The sequence below is a fragment of the Dermatophilaceae bacterium Soc4.6 genome, assembly GCA_039889245.1.
Lineage (GTDB): Bacteria > Actinomycetota > Actinomycetes > Actinomycetales > Dermatophilaceae > Lapillicoccus.
Genome location: JAZGVH010000002.1, coordinates 3,804,347 through 3,829,348, shown reverse-complemented (window position 1 = coordinate 3,829,348; position 25,002 = coordinate 3,804,347). Strand labels below are relative to the sequence as shown.

Below are 25,002 nucleotides of genomic sequence, written 5' to 3'. Positions count from 1 at the left end.
ATCAGAGGCGAGATGGCGCAGTCTGGTCGGCGACAGCCGCACACCGAGCGGGGTCAACAGAGCTCTTCAGGACTCGTGCACGCGGGCGAGTCACTGACCCTTGTGCCGTCGCATACCGGTGGCCTAACGGAACGTCAGGTACCCGGTCCCGATATAGCCGGACGCGTGGGCCTTCACGGTGATCTTCTCCCCCGACTTCGGGGCCGTGTCCTTGACCTCAGCGGAGCAGGTCCCGGCAGAGCTGGTGTAGCAGGGGGTCTGGTTGACCCGAAAATGTGCGTCCTTGACGTCGGAATCGCCCCAGACGACCTTGACTCCCGCCACGGGCTGCCCGCGGCCGTTCCTGACCAGCGCCGTGTAGGTCTGCGTCCCGTCCGGCACATAGTTCAGGCACGAGTTTGGGGCGAGCTGTCGCTCCGGCTGGGACTTGGGCACGTCACACGTGACTGTCACGCTCAGCACAAGGGCACTGGCTGGGAGCGCCGACCCCATCACACTCCCCATGGTCAGCGTTGTCATGAGGCAGAGAGCAAGTGGAGTGCGCATCCCTCAATCTAGAGCACCCTTCGACGTCCCACAGCCCACTCAACCAGACCGGGCTCAACCGTCCTGCTCTATCTACTCTGCCCCCGCCAACCGCTTCCTTCCGGCCCGCGGACATCGTCTACGCCAGGAAAACCACCAGCATCGTCCTGGCCGCCAGGGTGAAGATCTTCCGACTCCGAGACCGCAGGTGCACCGACGACCACGCTCCTGGGGCTTCTGCAGAAGCAGCTGTCCGGACGACTCGGCTGAGGGCAGGTGCTAGCGGCCCCTCAGATCACGTGCAGCAGGACCTTGTGGGCGGCGGCGACCTCGGCACCGCACCTCCACGCTCCTGCTGCGGCAGGGGATCTTGTGGTCGGGCGGGACGGCCTGGACCGGCGCTCACGAGCAGTGGCTCGGCCAGCAGCGGTTCGAGCTGCCCGGGTTGCAGGCCGCGTACGACACGACGCTGGAGACGGTGCTGCCGGCGACCTCGCGCCGGGCCCGGCTCGACAAGGCGATCATCGAGATGGCCCCCGAACCGCAGTGGTGGCCGACGGTGTCGCGGCTGCAGTGCCTGCGGGGGGTCTCGACGCTGACCGCGTTCGGGCTCACCGTCGAGGTCGGCGACTGGAGCCGGTTCACCGGTTCCACGATCGGGGCCTACCTCGGGCTCGTGCCGACCGAGAGCTCCAGCGGCGAGGGCCGCCGCCAGGGCTCGATCACCAAGACCGGCAACACCCACGCCCGCCGGCTGCTGGTGAGGCCGCCTGGCACCACCGGCGGCCCTACCGCCCGACCAAGGCCATGCGCGACCGCTGGGACCTGGCCCCAGCCGCCGCGCGAGCCCGCGGCCATGCCGGCAACCAGCGTCTGCACGAACGGTGGCTACGGTTCAACGACCGCAAGAAGCTCACCGTCATCGCGAACGTCGCGGTGGCGCGTGAGCTTGGGCTACGCAACCGGGGCACCGTGCATCGTCTGGTGCGGACGACCCTCGAGAACGAGACCGTCGACTCGGTCTCCAATTTGCGCCGGCTCGAGGGTGCCCGCCTCGACGCGTTGCTGCGCAGCGTCTGGGACCAGGCGATGGAGGGCGACGTTGACGCCGTCCGGGCTGCCACCGGCATCGTCATGGCGAGGGTCCGGCTCTTCGGGCTCAACGCCGCAGAGGTCCGGCCGACGGTTACTGGGCGGACGGTGGTGCTGCTGCCCGCGGAGCGCGCGGCCCTCGGACCTCGAGGGACTTCACACTGACCCGCCCGGCGGCATGCTCGGGCACAGTGGTCTTCGGCCGGCGTTCTCGGCGCCGGAGTGGACGACGTCGATGTAGCGGGCGGCGGTCTGACCGAAGGGGTGTGTGGACGTAGCAACCTGCACCGCAACAGCCAGCTTCAACGGGACGCGAGGACGGGTGTTGGACGCGGGACCTGCCGGCAGGCAGGTGAGCGCGCGCCCTGCGACCAATGATGACTCTGAGATTCGAGCCCGATTCGCGTCCCCCTGGCGGCTCATGTCCGGCGTCGTGCTGGGGCAGCTTTCGGTGGACTCCCCGTGGTGGGCCGCGGTCCCGGCGTCGCGTCGAGGAGGGCGGACTGCAGGAGTCGGTTGACCAGGTCGACGTAGTCGCGCGTCGACCAGCCGGCGCGCTCGAGGAGTGCTTCGGGGAGGTGGCCCGAGACAGCGAGCATGATGTCCCGGGCCTGCGCGGTCGAGAGCCCGGGCCGCAGCGCGCCGGTCCCGGCGAGCAGCTGCGCGTTGTGCGTCATCCGCTCCGTCCGGGACTGCTCGATGCGGTCGTAGAGGTCGCTGACCGCGGGGTCCACCACGGCCAGGGACCGGATGAGGACGAACAAGCGACCGGTCTCGGCACCGACCTCCGCCGAGAGCGCCGCCCAGGTCGCGAGCATGACGTCAGCATCCCCGCCCTGGGCGGCGCTGTCGGCTCGTTCTTCGGCTGGCCGCTCTCCCTGACCCTCCAGGGCACGCCACCAGGCCGCCTCCAGCAAACCCACCTTCCCGCCGAAGGTCTTGAAGATCGTGTCGACCGACACCTGCGCGTCCGCCGCCACCGACGCGACAGTGGTCGCGGCGTACCCGTCGGTGAGGAACCGCTGACGTGCGGCGACGACGATCCGCTCGCGGCGGAGCGCTGCCCCCTCACGACGGCCGGTCGCGTTGTACCTGCGGGCCTTGACGTGCGGTGTCGGCAAGTGGATCATCCTCCCTATCCGTTCTAGTCTACTGGAATCAAAGAGGAGCGCTCGTGTCCAACCCATCTGCCACGCCGGGCGACCTGGTCGCGCGGCTGTTCGACCGGACCAACGCCCACGACCTGGACGGGCTGGTCGCGTGCTTCGGGCCGGACTACACGTTGAGCAACCCGGTCCACCCAACCCGCGACTTCGTCGGCCCCGGTCAAGTCCGCCGAAACTGGACCGCCCTGTTCGCCGGCGTCCCGGACCTCGTCGCCGTCGCGCACCAGGTCGTCGCCGATGGCGAGCAGGTCTGGGTCGAGATGATGATGAACGGGACCCGCCGGGACGGCAAGCCCGTGCACCTGGCCGGCGTGCAGGTCTTCACGGTCCGCGGCGGCCTCATCCGCGGCTGCCGCTTTTACGTCGAGCCGGTCGAAGCAGCCGGTGTCGACGCAGACGGCGCCGTCCAACAGTCGGCGGGGCGGCCGTGATCACCCTGGTGGGGGGCACCGGGCGCCTGGGCCGACAGGTGGCCGCTGCGCTGGTGGCGCAGGGCAGAGCGGTCCGGGTGGTCTCCCGTCACGCCGGGACCGAGGGCGCGGACCCTGAGCGGGCCGTGGCTGAGCTCGTCGCGGCGGATGTCGCCGACCCGCGCCAGGCTCGCGCCGTCGTCGACGGCAGCACGGCGATCGTCGCGGCCATGACGGGCATGGACCCGCGTCGTGGCGCCGGGCCGCGGGCCGTGGACCGCGACGCGGCGATCAACCTGATCGACGCTGCCGCAGAGTTCGGCTGCCACCTCGTTCTCGTGTCCGTTGTCGGAGCCGCCCTCAACAGCCCGATCGAGCTCTTCCGGATGAAAGCGGCCGCCGAGGCACACCTGAAGGCCCGCGACCTGCCCTGGACGATCGTGCGGGCCACCGCGTTCGCCGAGACCTGGGCCGACATCATCACCGCCTCGACGGGCCGCGACGGCCGCCCCCGACTCCTCGGTCCCGCCCGGAACCCGATGAACTTCGTCCCTGTCGCCGATGTCGCCGCCACGGTCATCCGGGCCATCGACGCCGCCGCCCTTCGCGGACGATGCGTCGAGGTCGACGGGCCCGAGAACCTCTCACTGACCGACCTTGCCGCCCGTCTCACCGGCCGCCCACCCCGCCATCTACCCACCCCCTTGGTCCGAACCCTCGGCTGGGCCGCGCGCCCCCTGGCCCCCGGGCTGGCCAGGATCGCCCGCCAGGCCATCGCGATGGAACACCTCGACCTCACCCGAGATGACCACCCTCTCCAGCGTCACGGCCGGTGACGCTGACCGTCCCAAGATCTCTCAGGGCGCCCTGCAAAGGTCTCCCGCTGTGCAAGACCGCGCGTGACCGTGACAACGTCGCCCAGCCACCGGGGGTCTCCCGACGCGCAAGGATGCCCCTTCCTGTTCGGTGGCAACACGCCCGTCACTCGCGGCTCAGGACTTGCTCAGCGTTGACCGCCTTGCGCTCCTCCGCGAGCCGACCTGCCGTAAGCGGCCCTTCGCAGTTGAGCGGGCAACCAGGTCCAGCCTGGTGACCGCGCGGCGCCCGTGGCCTCGTGATCATGGCTGGTGTCAGGCCAGTTCATGATCACGAAGGTGAGGTCACGGGCGTGGTTCCGCGTTGAGCGCTGCGGTCGGGGTGTGAGGCTCCCCCAGATCTCTGGCGACATCGAACGTCGCCTGCTCGTCAACTACAGGGTCGACCCCGCGGCCCCGGCCGGGATCCTGCCTTCTCGCTTGCGGCCTCAGCTCATCGACGGGCGGGCGGTAGCTGAGGATCTGTCTCATACGTCTCGGCAGCCTGCGTCCCAAGGGACTCCCCGCGATCGTCGGCGTCACTACCGAGAATGCTGCACACCGGATCGCCGTCGAGTGGGATGGCATCGAGGGAACCCGGACGGGCGTCTTCATCCCTCGCCGCGACACCGACTCTCGGCTGACCGTTCTGCTCGGCGGACGGATCTCACGTTTCTTCGAGGATGCGACGAGGTTTCGCGCCCGGGATCGCCGAGCTGGACTGCGCCCTCGTGATGCGCAAGGTCCCCGCCATCTGGGAGTCGGTCCCGGACCTGATCGCAGCCAGCGTCTGACCTGACATTGCAACACGGCAAACCCGGACGTTGCCGGGCCTTCCCGGGCTGGCAGGCGTGCAGCAGCGCCTTGAGTTGGTCGTCGGTCACCGGCATCACCGGGTTTCACCCGCACCGGTTCGACGCCGGCGGTGTCGAGCTTGGGGGCGGTCATGCCCAGGAAGGGGTCGGTCGGCAGCTCACCCTCCTCAGCGAGCCAGGCGGTGAACCGGCTCACGGAATGCTGGCGGGCCCCGGGCTGTGGCGGGGCGGTTGGCACCGTTTATCAGCTCGGGCACCCAGGCCCGCAGGCTCCCCGTTCGAGGGGTGCGGCCCGGGCGCTGTCGCACCAGCGCAGGTAGAACCGGACCCCGCCGCCGTAGACCTTGAGCGTCTGCGGGCTCTTGCGGTCGGCCCGCAGCGACAGCAGCCACGAGGGCAGCAGGACCGTCAGATCGGGGGGCGAGGGCGCCTTGGGCATGCCGCTGCGCGGCGACCAGTGTCTGGACTGGGAGCGCTGTGCCGATCAGAACTGAAGCAGGTCAGGCGCCCCATAAGGCACCTGACCTGCATCGATGCCTCCAAGGGCGTCAGGCCGTCAGTCGAGGTAGTCGCGCAGGACCTGCGACCGGCTCGGGTGGCGCAGCTTGCTCATCGTCTTGGACTCGATCTGGCGGATCCGCTCGCGGGTCACGCCGTAGACCTTGCCGATCTCGTCGAGGGTCTTCGGCTGCCCGTCGGTCAGACCGAACCGCATCGACACGACGCCGGCTTCCCGCTCCGACAGCGTGTCGAGCACGGAGTGGAGCTGCTCCTGGAGCAGGGTGAAGCTGACGGCATCCGCAGGCACGACGGCCTCGGAGTCCTCGATGAGGTCACCGAACTCGCTGTCACCGTCCTCACCGAGGGGGGTGTGCAGCGAGATGGGCTCGCGGCCGTACTTCTGGACCTCGACGACCTTCTCGGGGGTCATGTCGAGCTCCTTGGCCAGCTCCTCCGGGGTGGGCTCGCGCCCGAGGTCCTGGAGCATCTGGCGCTGCACGCGGGCCAGCTTGTTGATGACCTCGACCATGTGCACGGGGATGCGAATGGTGCGGGCCTGGTCGGCCATGGCGCGGGTGATGGCCTGACGGATCCACCACGTGGCGTAGGTCGAGAACTTGTATCCCTTGGTGTAGTCGAACTTCTCGACTGCCCGGATGAGGCCGAGGTTGCCCTCCTGGATCAGGTCGAGGAAGAGCATCCCGCGGCCGGTGTAGCGCTTGGCCAGCGACACCACGAGTCGCAGGTTGGCCTCGAGCAGGTGGTTCTTCGCCTTCTTGCCGTCACGGGCGATCCAGTCGAGCTCACGGCCGACCTTGGAGAACTTCTCCTTGGACGTCATGGTCGACAGCTGCTCCTCGGAGAACAGGCCGGCCTCGATCCGCTTGGCCAGCTCGACCTCCTGCTCGGCGTTGAGCAGGGCCACCTTGCCGATCTGCTTGAGGTAGTCCTTGACCGGGTCGGCCGTGGCACCAGCGGTGACGACCTGCTGCGCCGGGGCGTCGTCCTCGTCGTCGTCGCGGATGACGAAGCCGGCCTCCTCGGACTCCTCCTCGGGCTTGGCCTTGGGCCTGCCCGTTCCGTCCTCGTCGTCACCGTCGTCGTCATCGGTGTCGGCAGACGAGGTCTCGGCGACCTTGCCCTTCGCTCCGGCGGACGTGGCGGCGGGAACCGGCTGGTCGGTGTCGGCCTCAGCCAGGGCCGCCTTCTTCGCTGCGGCCTTGGTCACCCTCTTCGCGGCGACCTTCTTGGCGGGCACCGGCGCCGCCTCGACAGGAGCGGCCTCGACCGCGGGAGCGGCCATGGCGACGGCCTTCTTGGCCGCGGCCTTCTTGGCTGCGGGCTTCGCCGGCGCATCGTCAGCCGGGGGCGGGCTGGCCTCGCTGTCCGTGCCGGCACCCGTGGTGCTGGTCGTCGTCGGCGCCGCCTTCTTGGCCCGGGACGTGGTCGTACGGCGGGTGGTGGTCGTCGCGACGGCGCGGTGCGCCGTCTCCTCGTCGAGGGTGACGGCGATGCCGTGGTCGTCGAGGGTGCGCAGTACCACCTTCATCCGCGCCGGAGCGATGGCGGCCGTCTCGATCGCCTCTCGCAGCTGACCCCCGGTCACGCTCCCGCGGGTCGTGCCGGAGGCGAACAGCTGCTGCAGTGCAGGGTGCCCGAACTCCTTGGGCAGCGCCGCTGCACCGTTCTTGACGTCCTGACTCCCTGGGGAGACCTTCGACACTGACACCGATTACCTTCCGGTTGCATGGCATGGAGACGACACCAGCAGGCGGCTCCCGGAGGAACACGGTGGCTGGTGACGCGGAAATGGTCCGGACAGATCCGGGAGGAGGGAATCGCTGAAGGCCAGCGCCCTGACCCGGCCCGATGACGTCAGACCCTTGCTGAGCCCTTCTCTCACCATTATAAAGCCCGCACCCCCACGGATGCTAAACAGGACCGCCCGACCGACGGGTCGGGGGCGGATGGGTCAGCTCTTGACCGCCAGCACGGGGCAGGTCGCGTCGAGCAGGATCCTCTGGGCGTTGGAGCCGAGGATGAGCTTGCCCACCGGGGTGCGTCGTCGCAGCCCGATGACGATGAGCTCGGCCTCCACGTCGTCGGCCACCTCGAGCAGGTCGTCGGCGGCGTCGCCGGAGGCGGTCATCTCGCGGGTCTCGAAACGCCGTCCGGCGGCGTCGAGCTCGGCGGTCAGGTCGGCGAGGTCGGCGGCGAAGGCTGCCGCGGTCTCGGGGTCGAAGGCCGAGCTGGCCCTGATGGTGCGCACGACGACGAGATCGGCGTCACGACGTCGACACTCCTGACCCGCTCGGCTCAGCGCGGCGCGGCCCTCCTTGGTCGGGACGTACCCCACGACGATGGTCACGTGCAGCCTCCTTGGCGGGTCCGCAGCGGGACGCGACGGGTGAGTGCGAGGAACGGCGGCAGCCGCCTCCGTCGTGACGCTACCCGAACCTGCCCCAGAAGCAACGTCGCCCCTTCCTCGACTCCCCGAGTGACCCGTCAGACGGACGGCTCCAGGTCGCCCAGCAGATCGCGCAGCACCGCCCCCACCTGCTCGACCTCGACCAGGAAGCCGTCGTGTCCGTGTCGCGAGCTGATGGTCCGCAGCTCGGCCCCCGGTATCGCCTCGGCGAGATCGGCGCTCAGCCGCACCGGATAGAGCCGGTCGCTGTCCACACCGACCACCACGGTGCGGGCGCTCACTGCAGCCAGCGCCGCCGAGTCACCGCCACGGCCTCGACCGACGTCGTGCGAGCTCATGGCCTCGGTCAGCACGACGTACGAGTTGGCGTCGAAGCGGCGCGACAGCTTGCCCGCGTGGTGGTCGAGATAGCTCTCCACCGCATACCGGCCGGCGGCTCCGAGCGGCTGCTCGCCCGGCTGTGGCTCGCGGCCGAACCGGTCGTCGAGCTCGAGGCCGCTGCGGTAGGTGACGTGGGCGATGCGTCGGGCGATCCCCAGACCCCCGTGGGGCCCGGTGCCCTCGGCGTAGTAGTCGCCGCCGCGGAAGGCGGGGTCCGCCCGGATCGCCAGGAGCTGTGGCTGCGCCCACGCGATCTGGTCCGCTGTCGCGTGGGCGGTGCTGGCGAGCACCAGCAACCCGGCCACCCGGTCGGGGAAGGTCACCGCCCACTCGAGGGCCCGCATCCCGCCCATCGAGCCGCCGAGCACGGCGGCCCAGCACCGGATGCCGAGCCGGTCGGCGACCCGAGCCTCGACGGCGACCTGGTCGCGGACCGTGACGAACGGGAACCGGCTGCCCCAGGCCCGACCGTCGCTCGTGGGCGTGGCCGGCCCGGTCGTGCCCTGGCATCCGCCGAGGACGTTGGTGGCCACCACGAACCACCGCTCGGTGTCGAGGGGCTTCCCCGGTCCGACCAGGCCGTCCCACCACCCGGGTGACGCGTGCCCCGGGCCCGCAGTCCCCACGACGTGGCTGTCCCCGGTGAGGGCGTGCTCGACGAGCACCGCGTTGTCGCCCGCCGCGTTGAGGGTGCCCCACGCCTCGTAGGCGACCTGCACCCCGGGGAGCAGGCCACCACGCTCGAGCTCGAGGTCGCCGACCTCGACGAAACGACGGTCGCCCACCGGGTGACCGGGCAGCCACGCGCCCGACGGACCGGGTCGGTCGGGCTCGGGGCCGGAAGCGGAGGGGGACTGGGACACAGACAATTCACCCCGGGTCACGGTCATCGATCGACTCCTCGTGCTAGCGCTTGCCCGACGAGACAGTCGGGCCCGGTCATCACCCGGGGCACCCCACCGCACAGGAGGGTTGCCGTCCAGCGAGCCGGGGCTTCGCGCTGGCACTCATGACCTCCCCTGACTATACCGAGAGACCACACCGCCGCGTCGTCCACACCTCCCCCCCTCGAGTCGCCCGTCCACAGCCTTTCGTCGGCCGGGTGACCGCGCCGCGCCCGGGGTCGACGATCGGCTCATGACCTCACCTGACCAGTGCCTCCCCCACCTGCCGGAGCCCCCGACCCTCCCCGGGACGATCAGCCTGCGGGGCCCGGCCGACGTCGTCGCCACCCTGCCCTATCACCTGGGCTACCAACCCACGGACTCGTTGGTGGTGATCGGGCTCCACTCGCCTCCCGGGACGCAGCGTCCATCGTCCGGTGCCCACGGCACCCAGCTCGGGTTCGTCGCCCGGATCGACCTCCCGACCAGGTTGGACGAGGTGTGGCCGACCGCCGACCACGTCGTGAGCCGGGTGCTCGCCCAGACCCCGCAGGAGGTGCTGCTCGTCGCCTACGAGAGCGGGCCGGCAGGCAGTCGCCCCTCGGGGCCCCTCTCGAGCGCGGTGCGCGACCTGCTGCGTGACGCCGGGGTCGAGGTGGCCGAGCGGCTGCTCGTGCGTGACGGTCGCTTCTGGTCGCTGGACTGCGCCGCCACCTGCTGCCCCGTCGAGGGGCTGCCGGTGCCCGACCCGGTGGAGGTGCCAGCCGTGGCGGACTACGTGCTGCTGGGGCGGTCGCCGTTGCGGCACCGGGACGAGCTCGCCGGTCTCATCGCCCCCTCGGAGGAGGATGGAGCGCAGGACGACGGACGCCGTGCCACGGTGGTCGAGCTCGGGCGCGCGTTCCAGCGCAGTGGCCCGAGAGGACCTGCCACCGGGCCGCGCCTCGTCGGGCGCTCCCGCCGCAGGCAGCTGCTGCGGGACTGGGGCCTCGAGGCGTGGCGCAGCCTCCTCACCGAGGGGTCACCCCCGTCACGTCTCGACGGGGCAGACCGGTGGTCGCCGCTCGCACCGGCACCGGCTGCCCCCGCGGGGTCGGGCCTGGCCCGTCCGCCCGACATCGGGGTGCTGCTGGCCGCCTCGCTGCGTGACGTGACCCTGCGCGACCTCGTCATCACCTGGCTGTGCCCCGGCTCGCTCGATCTCGGTCTGCTCGACCCGGATCTCGTGGCTCGGGCACAGTCCGTGCTGCCGGCCGACCCACCGCAGGAGTCGAGCGTCGTCCACCGCCTCGCAGCCCTGTGCCGTTCGGCGCCGACCGGGACGGCGGCGGCCCCGCTCACGGTGCTCGCCAACGTCGTGTGGTGGCACGGTGACGGGGCCCTGGCCAGCACCGCACTCGACCTGGCGCTGGCCGACGAGCCGGACTACCGTCTGGCGGTGCTGCTCGAGCGGATGCTCGACCTCGCCATCTCGCCTCGTCGTCAGCCGACGACGTGACCCCGCACCGTGTCGTCCGGCCGGTGGTCAGGCGCATCCTGCGGCCGACCCCACGCGTCGCGGTGGCCGGTGCCGTCGTGACCCGTCGCCGTCCGCGTCCGCTCCCAGGTCAGGAAGCCCTCGGTGTCGTGCACGAGCGTGGCCGCGAGCCACGTCACGACGATGGCGTCGTCAGCGAGCCCGAAGAGTCCGAGCAGGCCCTCAGGCACCAGGTCGACCGGTGACACGACGTAGACGGCCGCGAGCAGAAGCATGCCGAGGTGTCCACGGCTGACGCCGACGTAGTCACCCCTCGCCACCGCCTTGACCAACCGCGGGATCGCCGCGCCACGCTCAGCCACGCCGGGGGTGCCCGGCCGCAGGGCCGTGCGTAGCGCGGTCACCACGTTGCGCAGCAGACCCGTGCGCGATCGGGGTCCGGGACGGCCGGGGTGCGACGTTGCGGGCATGGTTTCTGACTCCTCGAGTGCGGGTGGGTCGTGGGTGGGCGCGGGCCGCGCACGGTTCTGCCGACGGCCGGCCTCCTTGACTCTCAACGTCGTCCTCCCCCGTGGTGATCCCCCGGGACCGGGCAGGGGGCCCTCATGTGACCCGTTCGTGACACCTCAGAGCGGCGGGAACTCACGGCGGGCGTGGTCGGCGATGCGCCTGAGCAGGTAGACGTCGAGCCCGGCACCCACCGCACCTCCGACGAGCGGGACCGCCTTGCCGAGGCGGGCCAGGGTCGAGCGCCCGACCTGCGAGACGAGCCGGAATCCGATGCCCTTGTTGACCACCATGAGCGCTGGGCCGGGCAGTCGCTGGGCGGCGAGATTCGTGAGCCGGTGACCCCCGCCCGCGACCCCCGCCTTCTTGAGCAGGTCGTCGGCGTCGGCACCGACGAGGGTGAGCAGGACCGCGGTGCGGATCTGCGGGGTCCGCAGGTCGTAGCCGCGCAGCGCTGCGATGGCGGCCACCATGCGGGTCGCCACGAGGTAGAACTCCAGCACGTTGGCCGGGAGCGCCACCGGCATGGTGACGAAGCCTCCGAGACCGGTGACGAAGCCGCCTGCCCCACCGGCCGCGAGGTGGGCTCGCACCACCTTGTCGATAGCGCTCTCGGTGTCGGCAGCCCCCCGACGGGCGGCCTGCGCGACCGTGGCCGCCCCGTCGAACGGGCGTCGCCCGTCGATGCCGGTGTCGAGCAGCCGCTCGACCAGACCCGCCGCGGCGCCGGAAAGGCCCCCGGGTGACCTGTGCCCCGCCGCCCGCTCCAGTGCCGTGCCCGGCGCCGATGCGGTGTCACCACCCTTGCTGCCGAAGATCCCCACGGTGCTGCTCCCTGTCGTCGTGGCGCCCGGTCGGACGTCGTGCTCATCCAACTGGGAGGTCTCGACGTCCGCAACTGCGCCGTTGTCGAGCGGCGGCTGGGTCGGGATGTCGCAGGGGTCGGACAGACTGGTCCCGTGATCCCCCTCCTCTGCGTCGGCGACCTGGCCGTCGTGGGCAGCGGAGCCGATGCGGTGGTGGGGTCGACCGCCGAGGTGATCGAGCTGGTCGCCGACCGCGAGCGCCTCGGTGCGACTCGCCTGCTGGTGGCTTCGGCCTCCGTCGCTCGAGCGGTGCTCACCGGGCCGGGGGTCCACGTCCCACGGTTGTGGGACGTCGCCGAGGCCCACCGGATCCTCCACGGCGGGTGGGCTGCCAGCCCGTCCCTGGCGTGGGCCGTGGCTGCCGGGCTCGATCCGGCCACCGTCCCCACCGCGGTCGGTGGCGACCTCTTCGACTTCGCCCACGCGACCCACGGCACCGACCACGGAGACGGCGATGACCCGGAGTCACCCGTGCGGGCCGACGGCCACCTGCGCCCCGACGCCTTCGACCCGAGCTGGGCCTCCACCCCCGCGCGACTCACCGCCGCAGCCGGCGCCCTCGCCGAGCTGGGCCGCCGCCAGGCGCTGCTCATCGCCGGTCTGGGCGCGCGGGCCACGAGCACTGCCCACTCCGAGTCGGCGGCGGCGCTGCTGTGCCTCGAGCTCGAGCGCGACGGGCTCCCGGTTGACCGACCGACCGCCGTGGCGCTGATCGAGGGCAGCGCCGGCCCCCGCCCCCACGACGACACCGACGCCCTGCGCATACGGCGGGCCCGTGACCGTGAGGTGCTGCGACACGCGCCCGGGCGGGAGTCGGTCGACCTGCGCAACCCCACCCAGGTCCGTGACCTCCTCACGGCGGTGGGGGTGAGCGTGCCCAACACCCGGGCTCACGTGCTCCAGCCCTTTGCCTCGACCCACCCCTTGGTCGAGGCGCTCCTGCAGTGGCGCAAGGACGAGCGGATCGCCACGACCTACGGATACCGGTGGCTCGACGAGAACGTGGGGGCGGACGACCGTCTGCGGGGAGCCTGGAGCGCCTGCGACGGTGCGGCCGGCCGGATGACGGCCCAGAACGGCCTGCACAACCTGCCCGCCCCCCTGCGCCCCGCAGTGGCCGCCCGTGCCGGGCACGTCTTCGTGCGGGCCGACCTCGGGCAGGTGGAACCTCGCGTGCTGGCGGTCGTCTCGGGCGACCGCGCCTTCGCCGAGGCCAGCGCGGCCGACGACCTCTACGCCCCGGTCGCCGCGAAGCTGCGGGTCGAGCGGTCGGTCGCCAAGATCGCCGTCCTGGCCGCGATGTACGGGCAGCGGTCCGGTGCTGCCGGTGAGGCCCTCAAGGACCTGGAGCGCGCCTACCCCGTGGCCATGAAGCTGCTCGACGACGCGTATGCCGCGGGGGTGGCGCGTCGCCCCCTGCGCACCTTCGGCGGGCGCCTGCTCCCCTTCGACCGGGTCATCCCCGGCGTCGCGTCGTCTCCATCGGGAGCCGACGGCGCTGGCGGGGCCGACGGCGCTGACACTGCTGACGGGGCCGACAGGTCGAGGGACCGGGCGGTCGACTCGGCCCGTGGTCGCTTTGCCCGCAACGCGGTGATCCAGGGGGCGGCAGCCGAGCTGTTCAAGGCGTGGGCCGCGACCGTGCGCCACGCGATCACCCCTCTCGGGGCCCAGATCGTCCTGTGCCTGCACGACGAGCTGCTGGTGCACAGCCCCGAGGCTCGCGCTGCCGAGGTGGCCGACCTGCTCGATCGGTGCCTCATCGACGCCGCGAGGCGGTGGGCGGGCGGGGACCACGTGAGGTTCGTGGCCGATACCAGCATCGTCACCCGCTGGTCGCAGGCGAAGGACTGAGCCCCCCTCTCCCCCGCCGGTCAGGCGGAGCCGTCTGCCTCGTCAGGCCCGTCGGCGCCGTCAGCCCCGTCAGCGCCGCCGACCTCCGCGAGGAAGGCCTCGAGCTCGGCGCCGATCTCGTCGGCCGAGGGCAGCTCGGAGATCTCGGTGGCGAGCAGGCTCGGCCGCTGACGCCCCTCCATGAAGGTGTCGTACTGGCGCTCCAGCGCCTCGACGACGCCCTGGACCTCGTCGGAGCCGGCGACCTCGGTGGCCAGCTGGGCGCGGTTGAGGCCCGCCGAGGCCGCGAGGTCGGCGGTGACGAGGTTGAGGCCGGTGGCGGCGATGACCGCACCGAGGCCGGCCAGGGCAGCGTCGGGGAACTCGGCCTGCCCGAGGTAGTGCGGCACGTGCACGGCGAAGCCGAGGGCGTCACGACCGGACTCACCCAGGCGCAGCTCGAGCAGCGACGACAGGCTGCCGGGCACCTGCACCGCACCGAAGACGCTCTCGTGGACGGAGATGAGCCGGGGGTCCGTCGCGTGGGCCGTCAGACCGATCGGACGGGTGTGCGGCACCGCCATCGGGATGCCGTGGACGCTGACCGTGAGGTCGACGCCGAGGACCCGGATCAGGCCGGTGACCGCCTCGACCACCCGCTCCCACTGGTAGTCGGGCTCGATCCCCGCGAGCAGCAGGAAGGGTGTGCCGTCGCGGTCGACCAGGCGGTAGAGCAGCAGGGACGGGTCGTCATAGCTCGTCCAGCGGTCACGGTCGAACGTCATGGCCGGTCGCCGCTGCCGGTAGTCGAGCAGCTGGTCGACGTCGAACGACGCGACGACGCTGTGCTCGTGCGTCTGCAGCAGGTGGTCGGTAAAGACCTGCTGGGTGCGCCCGGCGTCGACGAAACCGCCGAGCGACACCATCAGCACCGAGGCACTGGCCGCACCGGGGTGCGTGTCCGTCTCGAAGCGGTAGAGGGCGGTGGGATCCTGCACGGCGAGCCTTCTTCCTCGGTCTGCTGGGTGTCACTGGTGGTGCGCGGGGACTACCCGGCTCCACGTCCTGCTCAACGCCCGGTGGGGGCGGGTGATTCCGTGGACCTGCCCGGTCGCGTCCCGGTCACCTGCACCCAGTGTGCCGTCAGTCGCGGGTCACCGCAGCGACTGCCCGAAGGATCCGTTTGACCGAGACCGGGTGGGCCGTACCGAGACGCTGGGCAAAGAGCGAGACCCGCAGCTCCTCGACCATCCAGCCGATGGCCACGACGGGGTCACTCGCCCGCTGCGCCGGCCGCAGGACCTCGAGCAGCTGCGCGTAGGCCCGCTCGGCCACCAGCACCTCGTCGAGCGACGTCCCGTCGCGGGCGGGATCGGTGGGCGCGCGCTCCAGCCGCACGAGCACTCCCTCGAGGTAGCGGTCGAGGTCGCGCAGCCGGGTGAAGCCGGTCTCGGCCACGAACCCGGGGCGCACGAGCTCGGCCAGCTGCGACCGCACGTCGGCCACGAGGTCTCGTAGGGCTGGCGAGCGCAGGGCCTCGAGCTGGTTGACCGCCTTCAGGTGCTTGGCCAGCACGGGCTCGACCAGCCCCACGACCTGCAGGACCCGGCTGGCCGCGTGGGTGCGCACCGCGGCCAACGCTGCGTCGAAGTCGGCCTCGCTGCGCACCTCGTGCGGCACGTGCTCGGCGCTGATCGCGTCCACCGCGCACTCCAGGCAGTCGGCGAGCAGCGCCGCGACCGAGCCGTGGGGGTTGTGCCCCAGCGCGAGCTTCTGCGTGTTGGTCAGACGCGCGAGCACCTGCTTCCAGGGCGGTGACGTCCCGAGCACGAGCAGGCGTCGGACGCCGACCCGGTGCTCGGTGCGGGCCTCGGTGAGGGTCGGCAGCACCTGCAGCGAGACCGATCCGCCGTCGTCGACGAGGGCGGGGAAGCCCTGGACCGTGAGCCCACCGGACCCTGAGGTGGTCACCTCGACCGGCACGTCGCCGACCGTCCACGAGGTCAGCCCCGAGCGGGCCAGGCCGACTCCGGCCCGGGCCACCTGCTGGCGCAGCTGAGGGGCGGCAACGGCCCGGAGGGCCTCGAGGTCGGGGCCGGCCGCGATCACCCGTCCCCGAGTGTCCTCGACGGAGAAGGTGACGCGCAGATGGGCCGGCACGCGCTCGAGGTCCCAGTCGGCCTGGGCGATCATCACGCCGTGCGTCTGGCGGAGCACTCGCGGCAGGACGGTGACGAGCGGGCCGTCGGCCACCCCGAGGCCCCGCTCCCGCAGCGCCCGCACCGTGGCGGCCGCGTGCTCGGGCGCCGGCACCAGGAGCCGGCGGGTGATCTTCGGCAGGGTGCGCAGCAGGGCCGTGACCAGCTCTTCTCGCAGACCGGGCACCTGCCAGTCGAAGCCGTCGGCGCTGACCTGGTTGAGCACCTCGACGGGCACGTGCACGGTGACACCGTCCTCGGCGACCCCGGGCTCGAACTGGTAGGTCAGGGGCAGGCTGAGGTCGCCCTGCACCCAGGTCGACGGGTAGGCGTCGCGGTCGACGGAGCGGGCGCTGTCACGCACCAGCAGCTCTTCGGTAAAGTCGAGCAGCGTCGGCCGGCGACGTGACTCGCGCTTCCACCAGGTGTCGAAGTGTCGGGCCGAGACGATCGCCTCGGGCAGTCGCTCGTCGTAGAACGCCTGCACCGTCTCGTCGTCGACGACGATGTCGCGGCGCCTGGTGCGCGCCTCGAGCTCGCGCAGCCGTTCGACCAGCCGGACGTTGTCGGCGTAGAAGCGGTGCCGCGTCGTCCAGTCGCCCTCGACCAGCGCCCGCTGGATGAAGAGCCGCCGGGCCTCGACCGGGTCGACCGCGGCGTAGCCCACCGTGCGGGCGGTGACGATCGGCACGCCGTACAGGGTGACGCGCTCCGTGGCGACGGCGCTGCCGCGCCGCGACGACCAGGTGGGCTCGGAGTAGGAGCGCTTGACGAGGTGGGCACCGAGGTCCTCGGCCCAGGCCGGGTCGATGCGCGCGCAGGCGCGCGCCCACATGCGGTTGGTCTCGACGAGCTCGCCGGCCATGACGAACTGAGGCGGCTTGCGCGCAAGGGTGCTGCCGGGCGAGAGCGAGAAGTGCACGGAACGGGCGCCGAGGTAGTCGCGCTTCACCTCGTCGCGGCTGCCCACCTGGGAGAGCAGGCCCGAGAGCAGCGACTGGTGCACGGAGTCGAGGTCGGGCTCGGCGTCCTCCTCGGCCGTGCGCTGCGAGGTGTCGAAGCCCGACTGCCTGGCCGCCGCCCGCAGCTGGCTGTGCAGGTCCTGCCACTCGCGGATGCGCAGGAAGTGGAGGTACTCGGACTTGCACAGGCGACGAAAAGCGCTGCCGGACAACGACTTCTGTTGCTCCATGAGATAGGTCCACAGCCGCAGGTAGGCACCGAAGTCACTGTCGTCGACCGCGAAGCGTTTGTGCGAGGCGGCAGCCAGCTCCCGCTTGTCGAGGGGCCGCTCGCGCGGGTCCTGGATCGACAGGGCCGCGACGATGACGAGCACCTCGCGCAGGCAGCCTCGTCGGTCGGCCTCGATCACCATCCGCGCCAGGCGCGGGTCGACCGGCAGCAGGGCGATGGTGCGACCGTAGGCCGTGAGCCGGCGAGTGCGGCTCGCCGCACCGCCCTCCCCCGGCCGGTTCGAGACCTCCTCCGGCTCGATCGCCCCCAGCTCCTCGAGGAGCCGGACCCCGTCGATGACCGAGCGGGAGTCAGGGGGGTCGACGAAGGGGAAGCGGGCGACCTCACCGAGGCCCAGCGAGGTCATCTGCAGGATGACCGATGCGAGGTTGGTGCGCAGGATCTCGGGGTCGGTGAACTCCGGCCGCGAGAGGAAGTCGTCCTCGGAGTAGAGCCTAATGCAGATGCCGTCGGAGACCCTGCCGCAGCGGCCCTTGCGCTGGTCGGCGCTGGCCCGGCTGACCGCCTCGATCGGCAGGCGTTGCACCTTGGTGCGCTGGCTGTAGCGCGAGATGCGCGCCGTGCCCGTGTCGACGACGTAGCGGATACCGGGCACGGTCAGCGAGGTCTCGGCGACGTTGGTGGCCAGGACCACCCGACGGTTGACGCCCGATGGGCGCCGACCGAAGACCCGGTGCTGCTCGGCCGCAGAGAGCCGACCGAAGAGCGGGAGCACCTCGGTCATCGGCAGCGCGAGGGCCTCCAGCGCCTCGGCAGCGTCACGGATCTCCCTCTCGCCGCTGAGGAAGACGAGGATGTCGTCGTCGTCGCCGTGATGGCGCTCGGTCCACAGCTCCATCACGGCGTCGGTGATGCCGGTGGTCTGGTCGCGGTCCTGCGTCTGACGCTCCCCCGGGTCGTCCTCGTCGGCGTCGGCGGCCGGCTCGGTGGCGAGGGGACGGTAGCGGACCTCAACCGGGAAGGTGCGGCCCGACACCTCGATGACCGGCACCGGGTGTCCGGGCGTCGCGAAGTGGTCGGCGAACCGCTGCGGGTCGATGGTGGCCGAGGTGATGATCACCTTGAGGTCGGGCCGGCGCGGCAGCAGCTGCGCGAGGTAGCCGAGGATGAAGTCGATGTTGAGGCTGCGCTCGTGGGCCTCGTCGATGATGATCGTGTCGTACCGGCGCAGCTCGCGGTCGCGCTGCAGCTCGGCGAGCAGGATGCCGTCGGTCATGACCTTGACCAGGGTGTCGCCGCTGGAGTGGTCGGTGAACCGCACCTGGTAGCCGATGGCCCCACCGAGCGGCACGCCGAGCTCGTCGGCGATGCGCTCCGCGACCGACCGGGCCGCGATCCGTCGCGGCTGGGTGTGCCCGATCATGCCCTCGACCCCTCGGCCGAGCTCGAGACAGATCTTGGGGATCTGGGTGGTCTTGCCCGAGCCCGTCTCCCCCGCGACGACGACGACCTGGTGGTCGCGGATCGCGGCGGCGATGTCCTCCCGGCGGGCCGTGACCGGCAGGTCGGGGTAGGTGATGGGCGGCACCGCGGCCCGGCGTCGCTCGATCCGCTCGATCCGCTCGGCCCCGCGGCCGGTCGGTCGCCGGGCGCCGACGGGCGGGCTCGCCGGGGCCGTGCCGTCGGGCGGGGCCGCCGGCGTCCGGGGCCGGCGCCTCCCGCGGCGTCGACGCCCCGCCTCGGGCGCAGGATCGGGCGGGGCAGGCACGAGGGACGAGTCTACGTAGGGCGAGCGTCGGCACGCTCCTCGCCTCGGGGCGTCCGGCCGCCGGGGTGCACGATGCGCGCGTCAGACCTCCGGCAGGGCGTCCAGCAGGACGTCGAGGCTCGGCCACGGGTCTTCGAGCTCGGCGCCGTGGGAGAAGAGCAGGCGGGTCCCGCGGAAGGTGCGCAGCAGGTGCAGCGACTGCTCGGCCCGCCGGGCATCCGCGGTGAACTGCTCGGGGGCCCTGACGAGGACGGCGCCCACCGAGCCCAGGCAGTCACCCACGAGCAGCACGCCCCCAGCTTCGTCGAGGAGGCTCAGATGTCCCGCCGTGTGGCCCGGGGTGGCCACGGCTCGCAGCCTCCCCACCCGCTGACCGTCCACGAGGGACTGCGCCTCCGCGACCGCCTCGAGGGGGTGCGCGAGCACCGTGGCGGCCGGTGCGGCCCGACGGACGTGGTCGAGCGCACCGACGTGGTCGGGGTGGGCGTGGGTGACGACAACGTGGGAGACGTCGGACCACGAGGCGCCCGACCGGGCGAGCGCGGCGTCGAGGTCTCGCCCTGACGGGTCCATGCCGGTGTCGACGAGGACCAGGCCGGTCTCGTGCGGCGAGAGGTGAGCGCGCACCTCGAGCCGCACCGGCTCAGGACCCAGCGCACCGGCCGGGACCACGTGCTCCATGGGGATCTCGATGACGCCGCCGTCCATGACGAGACCCTACTGCCGAAGATCCGTCAGCTGACGCCCAGCGCGCAGGTCTGCGCCAGGTAGCGTCAGGCCGTCGGCCAGACGCCCCGCGCGTACTGGTCCGGCCAGCCGACGTCCTCGACCGGCACGCCGAGCTCGTGGGCAGCCCGCAGCGGCCAGGCGGGGTCGCGCAGGGCGGCCCGGGCGAGCAGGACGACGTCGGCCTCGCCGTTGGCGACGATCTTCTGGGCCTGCGCCGGCTCGGTCACGAGACCGACGGCGCCCGTTGGGACGTCGGCACCCGCCCGGACGCCCGCTGCGAGGGGCACCTGGTAGCCCGGGCCGACGGGGATGGACGCCGGGGCGTTGCCTCCCGACGAGACGTCGACGAGGTCGACCCCGTGCTCCCGCAGGTGGACCGAGAGCCGGGTGCTCTGCTCGAGGTCCCAGCCACCCTCGAGCCAGTCGGTGCCGGAGATCCGCACCAGCAGGGGCATGGAGTCGGGGATGACGGCGCGCACGGCGTCGACCGTCTCGAGCACGATGCGGGTGCGGCCCTCGAAGGACCCTCCCCACGCGTCGTCGCGGCGGTTCGACAGGGGTGAGAGGAACTGGTGCAGGAGATAGCCGTGGGCCGCGTGCAGCTCGACCGTGTCGAAGCCGGCGGCGACCGCCCGCACCGCGGCGTCGCGGAAGGCCCTCACCACCTCGGCGATCCCGTCTGCCGTCAGTGCCTCGGGCTCGGCATAGTTCGGGTAGGGGACCGCAGAGGGCCCGAGGGGCGACCAGCCGCCGTCGCCCACCGGGACGCTGCCGTGGTGCGGAGCCCAGGGTCGGTAGGTCGAGCCCTTTCGCCCCGCGTGCGCCAGCTGCGTGCCGATCAGGGCACCCTGGGCGTGGACGAAGTCGACGACCCGTGACCAGGCGCCGGCCTGCTCGTCGGTCCAGAGGCCGGCGTCCTGCGGCGAGATGCGACCCTCGGGTGTCACGGCCGCCGCCTCGGTCAGCAGGAGGGAGAAGCCTCCAGTCGCCCGGGCGCCGAGGTTGACCAGGTGCCAGTCGCCCGGCACACCGTCGACGGCGGAGTACTGGCACATCGGGGCCAACCACACCCGGTGGCGGGCGGTCAGCCCTCGCAGGGTGATCGGGTCGAAGAGGTCGGGCACGGGGGCTCCTTGGCAGGGATGACGGAACGACGGGGGGACGGGGCCGGCAGCCTGCCGATCCGTCCTCCCGCAGCAACCCCCCGCCACCGGGGGTCATTCCGTCAGCGCGAGCGGACCTCGGGCGACGAGGTCAGGCCCAGCCGGCCGATCCGCCCCGACTGCGCGGGGGACGGCTTGCTCGTGACCGCAGGGGCGAGTGGCTGGCTCGCGACGGGGCTGGTGAGGTCGAACCTCTCGAAGGAGGTGCCACCCGTGGCCAGGTCGATGGTGCGCGCGTAGACCACGTCGCCCGCGACGGTGAGAGCCGTGCCCGCCCGGCCGGTCAGCGACCTGCGCAGAACCTCGGCGCCGGTGACCGCGTCGACACCGAGCAGGTTCGAGCCGCCGCCGGAGTCGAGGGCCGCCCGGAAGACCACGCCGCCGGCGACGGCGAGGAACCCGGCTGCGTCGTTGGCACCCTGGTCGGTCTGCCACAGCAGGCGTCCCGTGGCCGGGTCGTAGGCGCGCAGCTCGGCCGCACGGTCTCCCACCGGGACGACGAGCACGCTCTGGGTGGACATCAGGTTGCGCCACGCCGGCTGCGGGAGTGTCTGCGTCCAGACCACGTCACCGGTCGTGGCCTCGAGGGCCCAGACGTCGGAGTTGACGGTGCCGACGAAGAGCCGACCCCCGATGAGGTTGGTGGCGAAGCCGTCGAGCGTCTGGCCGCTGCCCGGGCCGAGGGTGCGGGTCCAGAGCTGCGCACCGGTCGCCTCGTCGAGTGCCGCGACCTGCTCGCCCCCCGACCAGCTGATGTAGACCGTCTTGCCGTCGGTGGTGGGCGAGCTGACGAAGCCGAAGCGCGCCGAGGGTGCCGTCCACCGCCAGGCGACCGTGCCGGAGGCGAGCCTGATGGCCTCGACCGTGCGGTCACCGACGCCCACGAAGACCCGACCTCCGCGGATCGACGGCGAGGACAACGACATCTGGGCCAGGTCGTGGGTCCACAGGAGCACACCCGTCGCGGCGTCGACCGCCACCACGGCGGGAGTCGGACCATCGGCGACGGCGACCACGATGCCGTTCCAGTAGGCCGGGGTGGTCGGGAAGCCCCACCCGTAGGAAACGGACCAGACCCGGCCCCCGGTGCGGGTGGAACGGCGGTTGAGCGTGCGTCCGCCGGAGTAGACGGCATCGCCGACGACCGCGGCCGCCGAGAACTGGGTCGTCGTGGAGGCCGGTGTCGTCCACGCCGCACGCAACCCCGAGACGGTGGCCGGTGCGAGTGTCGACGGGGCCCGGTTGGAGGCCTCGTGGTAGCTGCCGCGACCACCCATCGGCCAGTCGGTGAGAGCGGCCGGCGGGCCCGGCCACACCTTGGTCGCGTTGGACGCCCACTCCGGGGTGTCGACCAGGGGTGGCGCCTGGGCCGCCGGTGCCGCCGCGTCGACCGGAGCCGCCGACACGACGGTCAACGCGACCGCGACCACCAGGCCCCACGCCTGCAGGCGATGGACCCGGCCTCGACGTCCCCCGACCTGATGCGTCCGACGACCGATCACGGCCAACCACCCTCTCCCCGAACCAGGACGACGCCGTCCGATGACCACGTGCCAGCCCTGCACGGCTCGAAGCGTAGACCCGCCGGGCAATCCGGGTAGTGGTTTTCCACAAGGCCGTGACGAACCCGTTTCGGGACGTCCGCGAGGCCCCCGCGCCGGCCTCAGCCGGCCGCCGAGGCGCCGACCGGGACGGCTGCGGCGCGGGCCGCGGCGAAGCCCAGCTCGAGGTCGGCCAGGATGTCGTCGACGTGCTCGATCCCCACTGAGAGCCGCACGAGGCCGGGGGTGACGCCCGCCGCCAGACGGTCGTCGTCACCACCTTGGCTGTGGGTCGTCGAGGCCGGGTGGATCGCCAGCGAGCGCACGTCACCGATGTTGGCCACGTGGCTGTGCAGGCGCAGTCCCTCGACGAACTTCTTGCCTGCCTCGAGGCCTCCGACGATCTCGAAGGAGAGCACGGCACCGGCCCCCGCGGGCACGTACTTCTGGGCCAGGTCGTAGGACGGGCTGTCGGGCAGGGACGCCCAGACGACCTTCTCCACCTGGTGGTGACCCTGCAGGAACGACGCCACCCGCGCGGTGTTCGCGAGGTGTCGCTCCAGACGCAGGCTGAGGGTCTCGATGCCCTGCCCGATGAGGAAGGCGTTGAAGGGGGAGATGGCGGCGCCGGTGTCACGCAGCAGCTGCACCCGTGCCTTGAGGATGAAGGACAGGTTGGCACCGAAGGCGCTCCCGACGCCGAGGTCACGCCCGTAGACCAGGCCGTGGTAGCTCTCGTCAGGGGTGTTGTAGTTCGGGAAGCGCTCGGGGTCGCGCGTGTAGTCGAACGTGCCACCGTCGACGATCACCCCGGCGACCGTCGTGCCGTGCCCACCGAGGTACTTCGTCGCGGAGTGCACGACGACGTCGGCGCCCCACTCGAGCGGCCGCAGCAGGTAGGGCGTGGCGATGGTGTTGTCGACGACGAGCGGCACCCCCACCTCGTGGGCCACGGCGGCCACGCCCTCGATGTCGAGGATCTCCGACTTGGGGTTGGCGATGGTCTCGCCGTAGAAGAGCTTGGTCGTGGGGCGGACGGCGGCTCGCCAGGAGTCGAGGGACGTGGGGTCGTCGACGAAGGTGACCTCGATCCCGTACCGGGGAAGCGTGTGCTTGAGCAGGTTGTAGGTGCCGCCGTAGAGCGAGGGGCTGGCGACGACGTGGCTGCCGGCCTCCGCGATGTTGAGGATGGCCAGCGTCTCCGCCGCCTGACCCGAGGCCAGCAGCAGCGCCCCCACCCCGCCCTCGAGCGAGCTGATCTTCTGCTCGATCGCATCCTGCGTGGGGTTCATGATGCGCGTGTAGATGTTGCCGAACTCGCTGAGGGCGAACAGGTTTGCCGCGTGGTCGGTGTCGCGGAACTGGTAGGACGTCGTCTGGTAGATCGGCAGGGCCCGGGCGCCGGTCGTCGGGTCGGGGGCCTGGCCGGCGTGGATCTGCCTGGTCTCGAAGGCCCAGGTGCTGGAGTCGGTCATGAGGATGGAGCTCCTTCGGTGTCGGTCGATATCGCCGTCACCGGTGCGGGCCCTGGCGGTCCATCGACAGGACGCGCACCGATGACGGTGCGGGAGCCGAGGCCCCGCGCTTGCCGCGAACCCGGGAGGGTGCACGGCCAGGTCTTCACCCGGGGCACCCCACCGCAGGTGGAGGGTTGCCGGTCAGCGAGCCGGGGCTTGTCGCTGACACTCATGACCTACCGCGATCGTAGGACATCGCGGGTCCACCCCGCGAGCCCCCGGTCTTGCCATGCGGACACGCGACGCCGCCGCCCGGCGGGCAGACTGTGCGCATGAGCGACCCGACCCCGCCAGCGCCGTCCCACGTCGCCGGCACCTCGGCGACGCGGCTGCACCACGGGCTCGTCATCGGCACGTTCTACCCGCCGCACGCCGGCCATCTCGCCCTCATCCGCGCCGCGCTGTCACGGTGCGACGTCGTCACGGTCGAGGTGCTCGGCGGCAGCACCGAGTCGATCGCGGTCACGCTGCGCCTGGACTGGCTGCGCGAGGAGGCGCCGACCGCGCGCATCGTCGGGGTGGTCGACGACGCCGAGATCGACTTCGAGTCGGGGGCTGCGTGGGACCACCACACCGGCGTCATCCGCAGCCTGCTCGACCCGGCCGACGGCGCCGTCGAGGGGGTCTTCACCTCCGACGCCTACGGCGAGGAGCTGGCCCGGCGGCTCGGGGCGCAGTGGGTGAGGGTCGATCCCGACCGCTCGTCCCTCACCGTCTCTAGCACCGCCGTGCGAGCCGACGTGGCGGCGCAGTGGTGGGCCCTGCCGGCACCCGTGCGCGCCTGGCTCGCGCGCCGGGTCGACGTCGTCGACCCCGACGTCGGGCGGGGCGAGCGACGGGGTCGGCTCCTCGCCGACGCTCTGGGTGTGCCGTGCGTCGTCGGCGGCGACGACGACCACGCCGTACGGCGCTCTCCCCGGCCGCTGGTCGTGCGCTGCGGGCCGCCACCGACTGGTCCCGCCGGCTCGGCGCAGGCAGCGCCGCTGACCCTGGGAGTCGACCCGGGCGAGGACGACGGCGCGTGGCTCGCGGCGTCCGTGGTCGAGGTGGCGGACCTCCTCGCTGACGGCTTCGGGCTCGTACCCTCCCTCGAGCAGCAGCAGGCGGCCGCGCGACGCGACGCGCCATCGTGAGATCGTGGGCACCGAGGTGC

The 25,002-nt window shown here is 72.1% G+C and carries 20 protein-coding genes, 1 pseudogene and 2 riboswitches; of the genes and pseudogenes, 7 read left to right on the top strand and 14 right to left on the bottom strand.

Annotation, left to right across the window (positions count from 1 at the left end):
• Positions 1-123: 123 nt before the first annotated feature.
• On the bottom strand, positions 124-519 hold the full coding sequence (locus V3N99_17960; GenBank protein ID MEO3938620.1) for a hypothetical protein: 396 nt from the start codon (positions 517-519) through the stop codon (positions 124-126).
• A gap of 601 nt (positions 520-1,120) precedes the next feature.
• On the opposite strand from V3N99_17960, the pseudogene V3N99_17955 reads away from it, so the two are divergent.
• Positions 1,121-1,231, top strand: a pseudogene (locus V3N99_17955) (transposase).
• A gap of 101 nt (positions 1,232-1,332) precedes the next feature.
• Positions 1,333-1,782, top strand: a complete 450-nt coding sequence (locus V3N99_17950; protein ID MEO3938619.1) for a hypothetical protein — start codon at positions 1,333-1,335, stop codon at positions 1,780-1,782.
• 254 nt (positions 1,783-2,036) lie between these two features.
• Here V3N99_17950 and V3N99_17945 read toward each other — a convergent pair whose 3' ends face one another.
• Entirely contained in the window at positions 2,037-2,738 is a 702-nt protein-coding gene (locus V3N99_17945) for a TetR/AcrR family transcriptional regulator (protein ID MEO3938618.1), read from the bottom strand.
• Positions 2,739-2,791: 53 nt separating this feature from the next.
• Here V3N99_17945 and V3N99_17940 point away from each other — a divergent pair, with 53 nt between their 5' ends.
• A complete protein-coding gene (locus V3N99_17940; protein ID MEO3938617.1) occupies positions 2,792-3,214 on the top strand; it encodes a nuclear transport factor 2 family protein in 423 nt (140 codons plus the stop codon).
• On the top strand, positions 3,211-4,029 hold the full coding sequence (locus V3N99_17935) for an NAD(P)H-binding protein (protein ID MEO3938616.1): 819 nt from the start codon (positions 3,211-3,213) through the stop codon (positions 4,027-4,029). The genes V3N99_17940 and V3N99_17935 overlap by 4 nt, the downstream gene beginning before the upstream one ends.
• Before the next feature lie 1,077 nt (positions 4,030-5,106).
• Here the strand turns inward: V3N99_17935 and V3N99_17930 are convergent.
• The 4 genes from V3N99_17930 to V3N99_17915 form a co-directional block, all read right to left on the bottom strand.
• The gene (locus V3N99_17930; GenBank protein ID MEO3938615.1) at positions 5,107-5,301 is read right to left on the bottom strand and encodes a hypothetical protein; all 195 of its coding nucleotides are present in this window, start codon (positions 5,299-5,301) and stop codon (positions 5,107-5,109) included.
• Positions 5,302-5,418: 117 nt separating this feature from the next.
• Entirely contained in the window at positions 5,419-7,092 is a 1,674-nt protein-coding gene (locus V3N99_17925) for an RNA polymerase sigma factor (protein MEO3938614.1), read from the bottom strand.
• Positions 7,093-7,335: 243 nt separating this feature from the next.
• Positions 7,336-7,731: a universal stress protein gene (locus V3N99_17920; protein ID MEO3938613.1), complete on the bottom strand. Its 396-nt coding sequence runs from the start codon at positions 7,729-7,731 to the stop codon at positions 7,336-7,338.
• A 137-nt stretch (positions 7,732-7,868) separates the two neighbouring features.
• On the bottom strand, positions 7,869-9,062 hold the full coding sequence (locus tag V3N99_17915) for a homoserine O-acetyltransferase (protein ID MEO3938612.1): 1,194 nt from the start codon (positions 9,060-9,062) through the stop codon (positions 7,869-7,871).
• A 14-nt stretch (positions 9,063-9,076) separates the two neighbouring features.
• A riboswitch (SAM riboswitch) is annotated at positions 9,077-9,187 on the bottom strand.
• Positions 9,188-9,309: 122 nt separating this feature from the next.
• Between V3N99_17915 and V3N99_17910 the strand changes: the two genes are divergently transcribed.
• Complete coding sequence (locus V3N99_17910; GenBank protein ID MEO3938611.1) at positions 9,310-10,554, top strand: DUF4192 domain-containing protein; 1,245 nt, start codon at positions 9,310-9,312, stop codon at positions 10,552-10,554.
• Here V3N99_17910 and V3N99_17905 read toward each other — a convergent pair.
• Complete coding sequence (locus V3N99_17905) at positions 10,539-11,003, bottom strand: YkvA family protein (GenBank protein ID MEO3938610.1); 465 nt, start codon at positions 11,001-11,003, stop codon at positions 10,539-10,541. The genes V3N99_17910 and V3N99_17905 overlap by 16 nt on opposite strands.
• Positions 11,004-11,159: 156 nt before the next feature.
• Positions 11,160-11,915, bottom strand: coding sequence for an EcsC family protein (locus tag V3N99_17900; GenBank protein MEO3938609.1), 756 nt, complete (start codon positions 11,913-11,915; stop codon positions 11,160-11,162).
• 84 nt (positions 11,916-11,999) lie between these two features.
• Here V3N99_17900 and V3N99_17895 point away from each other — a divergent pair, with 84 nt between their 5' ends.
• Entirely contained in the window at positions 12,000-13,760 is a 1,761-nt protein-coding gene (locus V3N99_17895) for a DNA polymerase (GenBank protein ID MEO3938608.1), read from the top strand.
• A 20-nt stretch (positions 13,761-13,780) separates the two neighbouring features.
• Here the strand turns inward: V3N99_17895 and V3N99_17890 are convergent, their stop codons facing one another.
• The 6 genes from V3N99_17890 to V3N99_17865 form a co-directional block, all read right to left on the bottom strand.
• Positions 13,781-14,737 (bottom strand): PAC2 family protein, encoded by a 957-nt coding sequence (locus V3N99_17890; GenBank protein ID MEO3938607.1) that lies wholly within the window; start codon positions 14,735-14,737, stop codon positions 13,781-13,783.
• A 145-nt stretch (positions 14,738-14,882) separates the two neighbouring features.
• A complete protein-coding gene (gene hrpA / locus V3N99_17885; protein MEO3938606.1) occupies positions 14,883-18,749 on the bottom strand; it encodes an ATP-dependent RNA helicase HrpA in 3,867 nt (1,288 codons plus the stop codon).
• Positions 18,750-18,980: 231 nt separating this feature from the next.
• Positions 18,981-19,607 carry an MBL fold metallo-hydrolase gene (locus tag V3N99_17880; GenBank protein ID MEO3938605.1) on the bottom strand — a complete coding sequence of 209 codons (627 nt, stop codon included), beginning with the start codon at positions 19,605-19,607 and terminating at the stop codon, positions 18,981-18,983.
• A gap of 65 nt (positions 19,608-19,672) precedes the next feature.
• On the bottom strand, positions 19,673-20,752 hold the full coding sequence (locus V3N99_17875) for an NADH:flavin oxidoreductase/NADH oxidase (protein MEO3938604.1): 1,080 nt from the start codon (positions 20,750-20,752) through the stop codon (positions 19,673-19,675).
• Positions 20,753-20,853: 101 nt separating this feature from the next.
• Positions 20,854-22,293 carry a PQQ-binding-like beta-propeller repeat protein gene (locus V3N99_17870; GenBank protein ID MEO3938603.1) on the bottom strand — a complete coding sequence of 480 codons (1,440 nt, stop codon included), beginning with the start codon at positions 22,291-22,293 and terminating at the stop codon, positions 20,854-20,856.
• 161 nt (positions 22,294-22,454) lie between these two features.
• Positions 22,455-23,807: a bifunctional o-acetylhomoserine/o-acetylserine sulfhydrylase gene (locus tag V3N99_17865; GenBank protein MEO3938602.1), complete on the bottom strand. Its 1,353-nt coding sequence runs from the start codon at positions 23,805-23,807 to the stop codon at positions 22,455-22,457.
• 101 nt (positions 23,808-23,908) lie between these two features.
• Positions 23,909-24,026, bottom strand: a riboswitch (SAM riboswitch).
• Positions 24,027-24,121: 95 nt separating this feature from the next.
• Between V3N99_17865 and V3N99_17860 the strand changes: the two genes are divergently transcribed.
• Positions 24,122-24,982 carry a hypothetical protein gene (locus V3N99_17860; GenBank protein MEO3938601.1) on the top strand — a complete coding sequence of 287 codons (861 nt, stop codon included), beginning with the start codon at positions 24,122-24,124 and terminating at the stop codon, positions 24,980-24,982.
• Positions 24,983-25,002: the final 20 nt, after the last annotated feature.

What these genes read in the sequence shown, in the direction of transcription:
- V3N99_17905 (MEO3938610.1), bottom strand. Translation starts at nt 11,003, where the DNA reads ATGCCCGCAACGTCGCACCCCGGCCGTCCCGGACCCCGATCGCGCACG.
- V3N99_17865 (MEO3938602.1), bottom strand. Translation starts at nt 23,807, where the DNA reads ATGACCGACTCCAGCACCTGGGCCTTCGAGACCAGGCAGATCCACGCC.
- V3N99_17960 (MEO3938620.1), bottom strand. Translation starts at nt 519, where the DNA reads ATGACAACGCTGACCATGGGGAGTGTGATGGGGTCGGCGCTCCCAGCC.
- V3N99_17860 (MEO3938601.1), top strand. Translation starts at nt 24,122, where the DNA reads ATGAGCGACCCGACCCCGCCAGCGCCGTCCCACGTCGCCGGCACCTCG.
- V3N99_17915 (MEO3938612.1), bottom strand. Translation starts at nt 9,062, where the DNA reads ATGACCGTGACCCGGGGTGAATTGTCTGTGTCCCAGTCCCCCTCCGCT.
- V3N99_17880 (MEO3938605.1), bottom strand. Translation starts at nt 19,607, where the DNA reads ATGGACGGCGGCGTCATCGAGATCCCCATGGAGCACGTGGTCCCGGCC.
- V3N99_17950 (MEO3938619.1), top strand. Translation starts at nt 1,333, where the DNA reads ATGCGCGACCGCTGGGACCTGGCCCCAGCCGCCGCGCGAGCCCGCGGC.
- V3N99_17910 (MEO3938611.1), top strand. Translation starts at nt 9,310, where the DNA reads ATGACCTCACCTGACCAGTGCCTCCCCCACCTGCCGGAGCCCCCGACC.
- V3N99_17930 (MEO3938615.1), bottom strand. Translation starts at nt 5,301, where the DNA reads ATGCCCAAGGCGCCCTCGCCCCCCGATCTGACGGTCCTGCTGCCCTCG.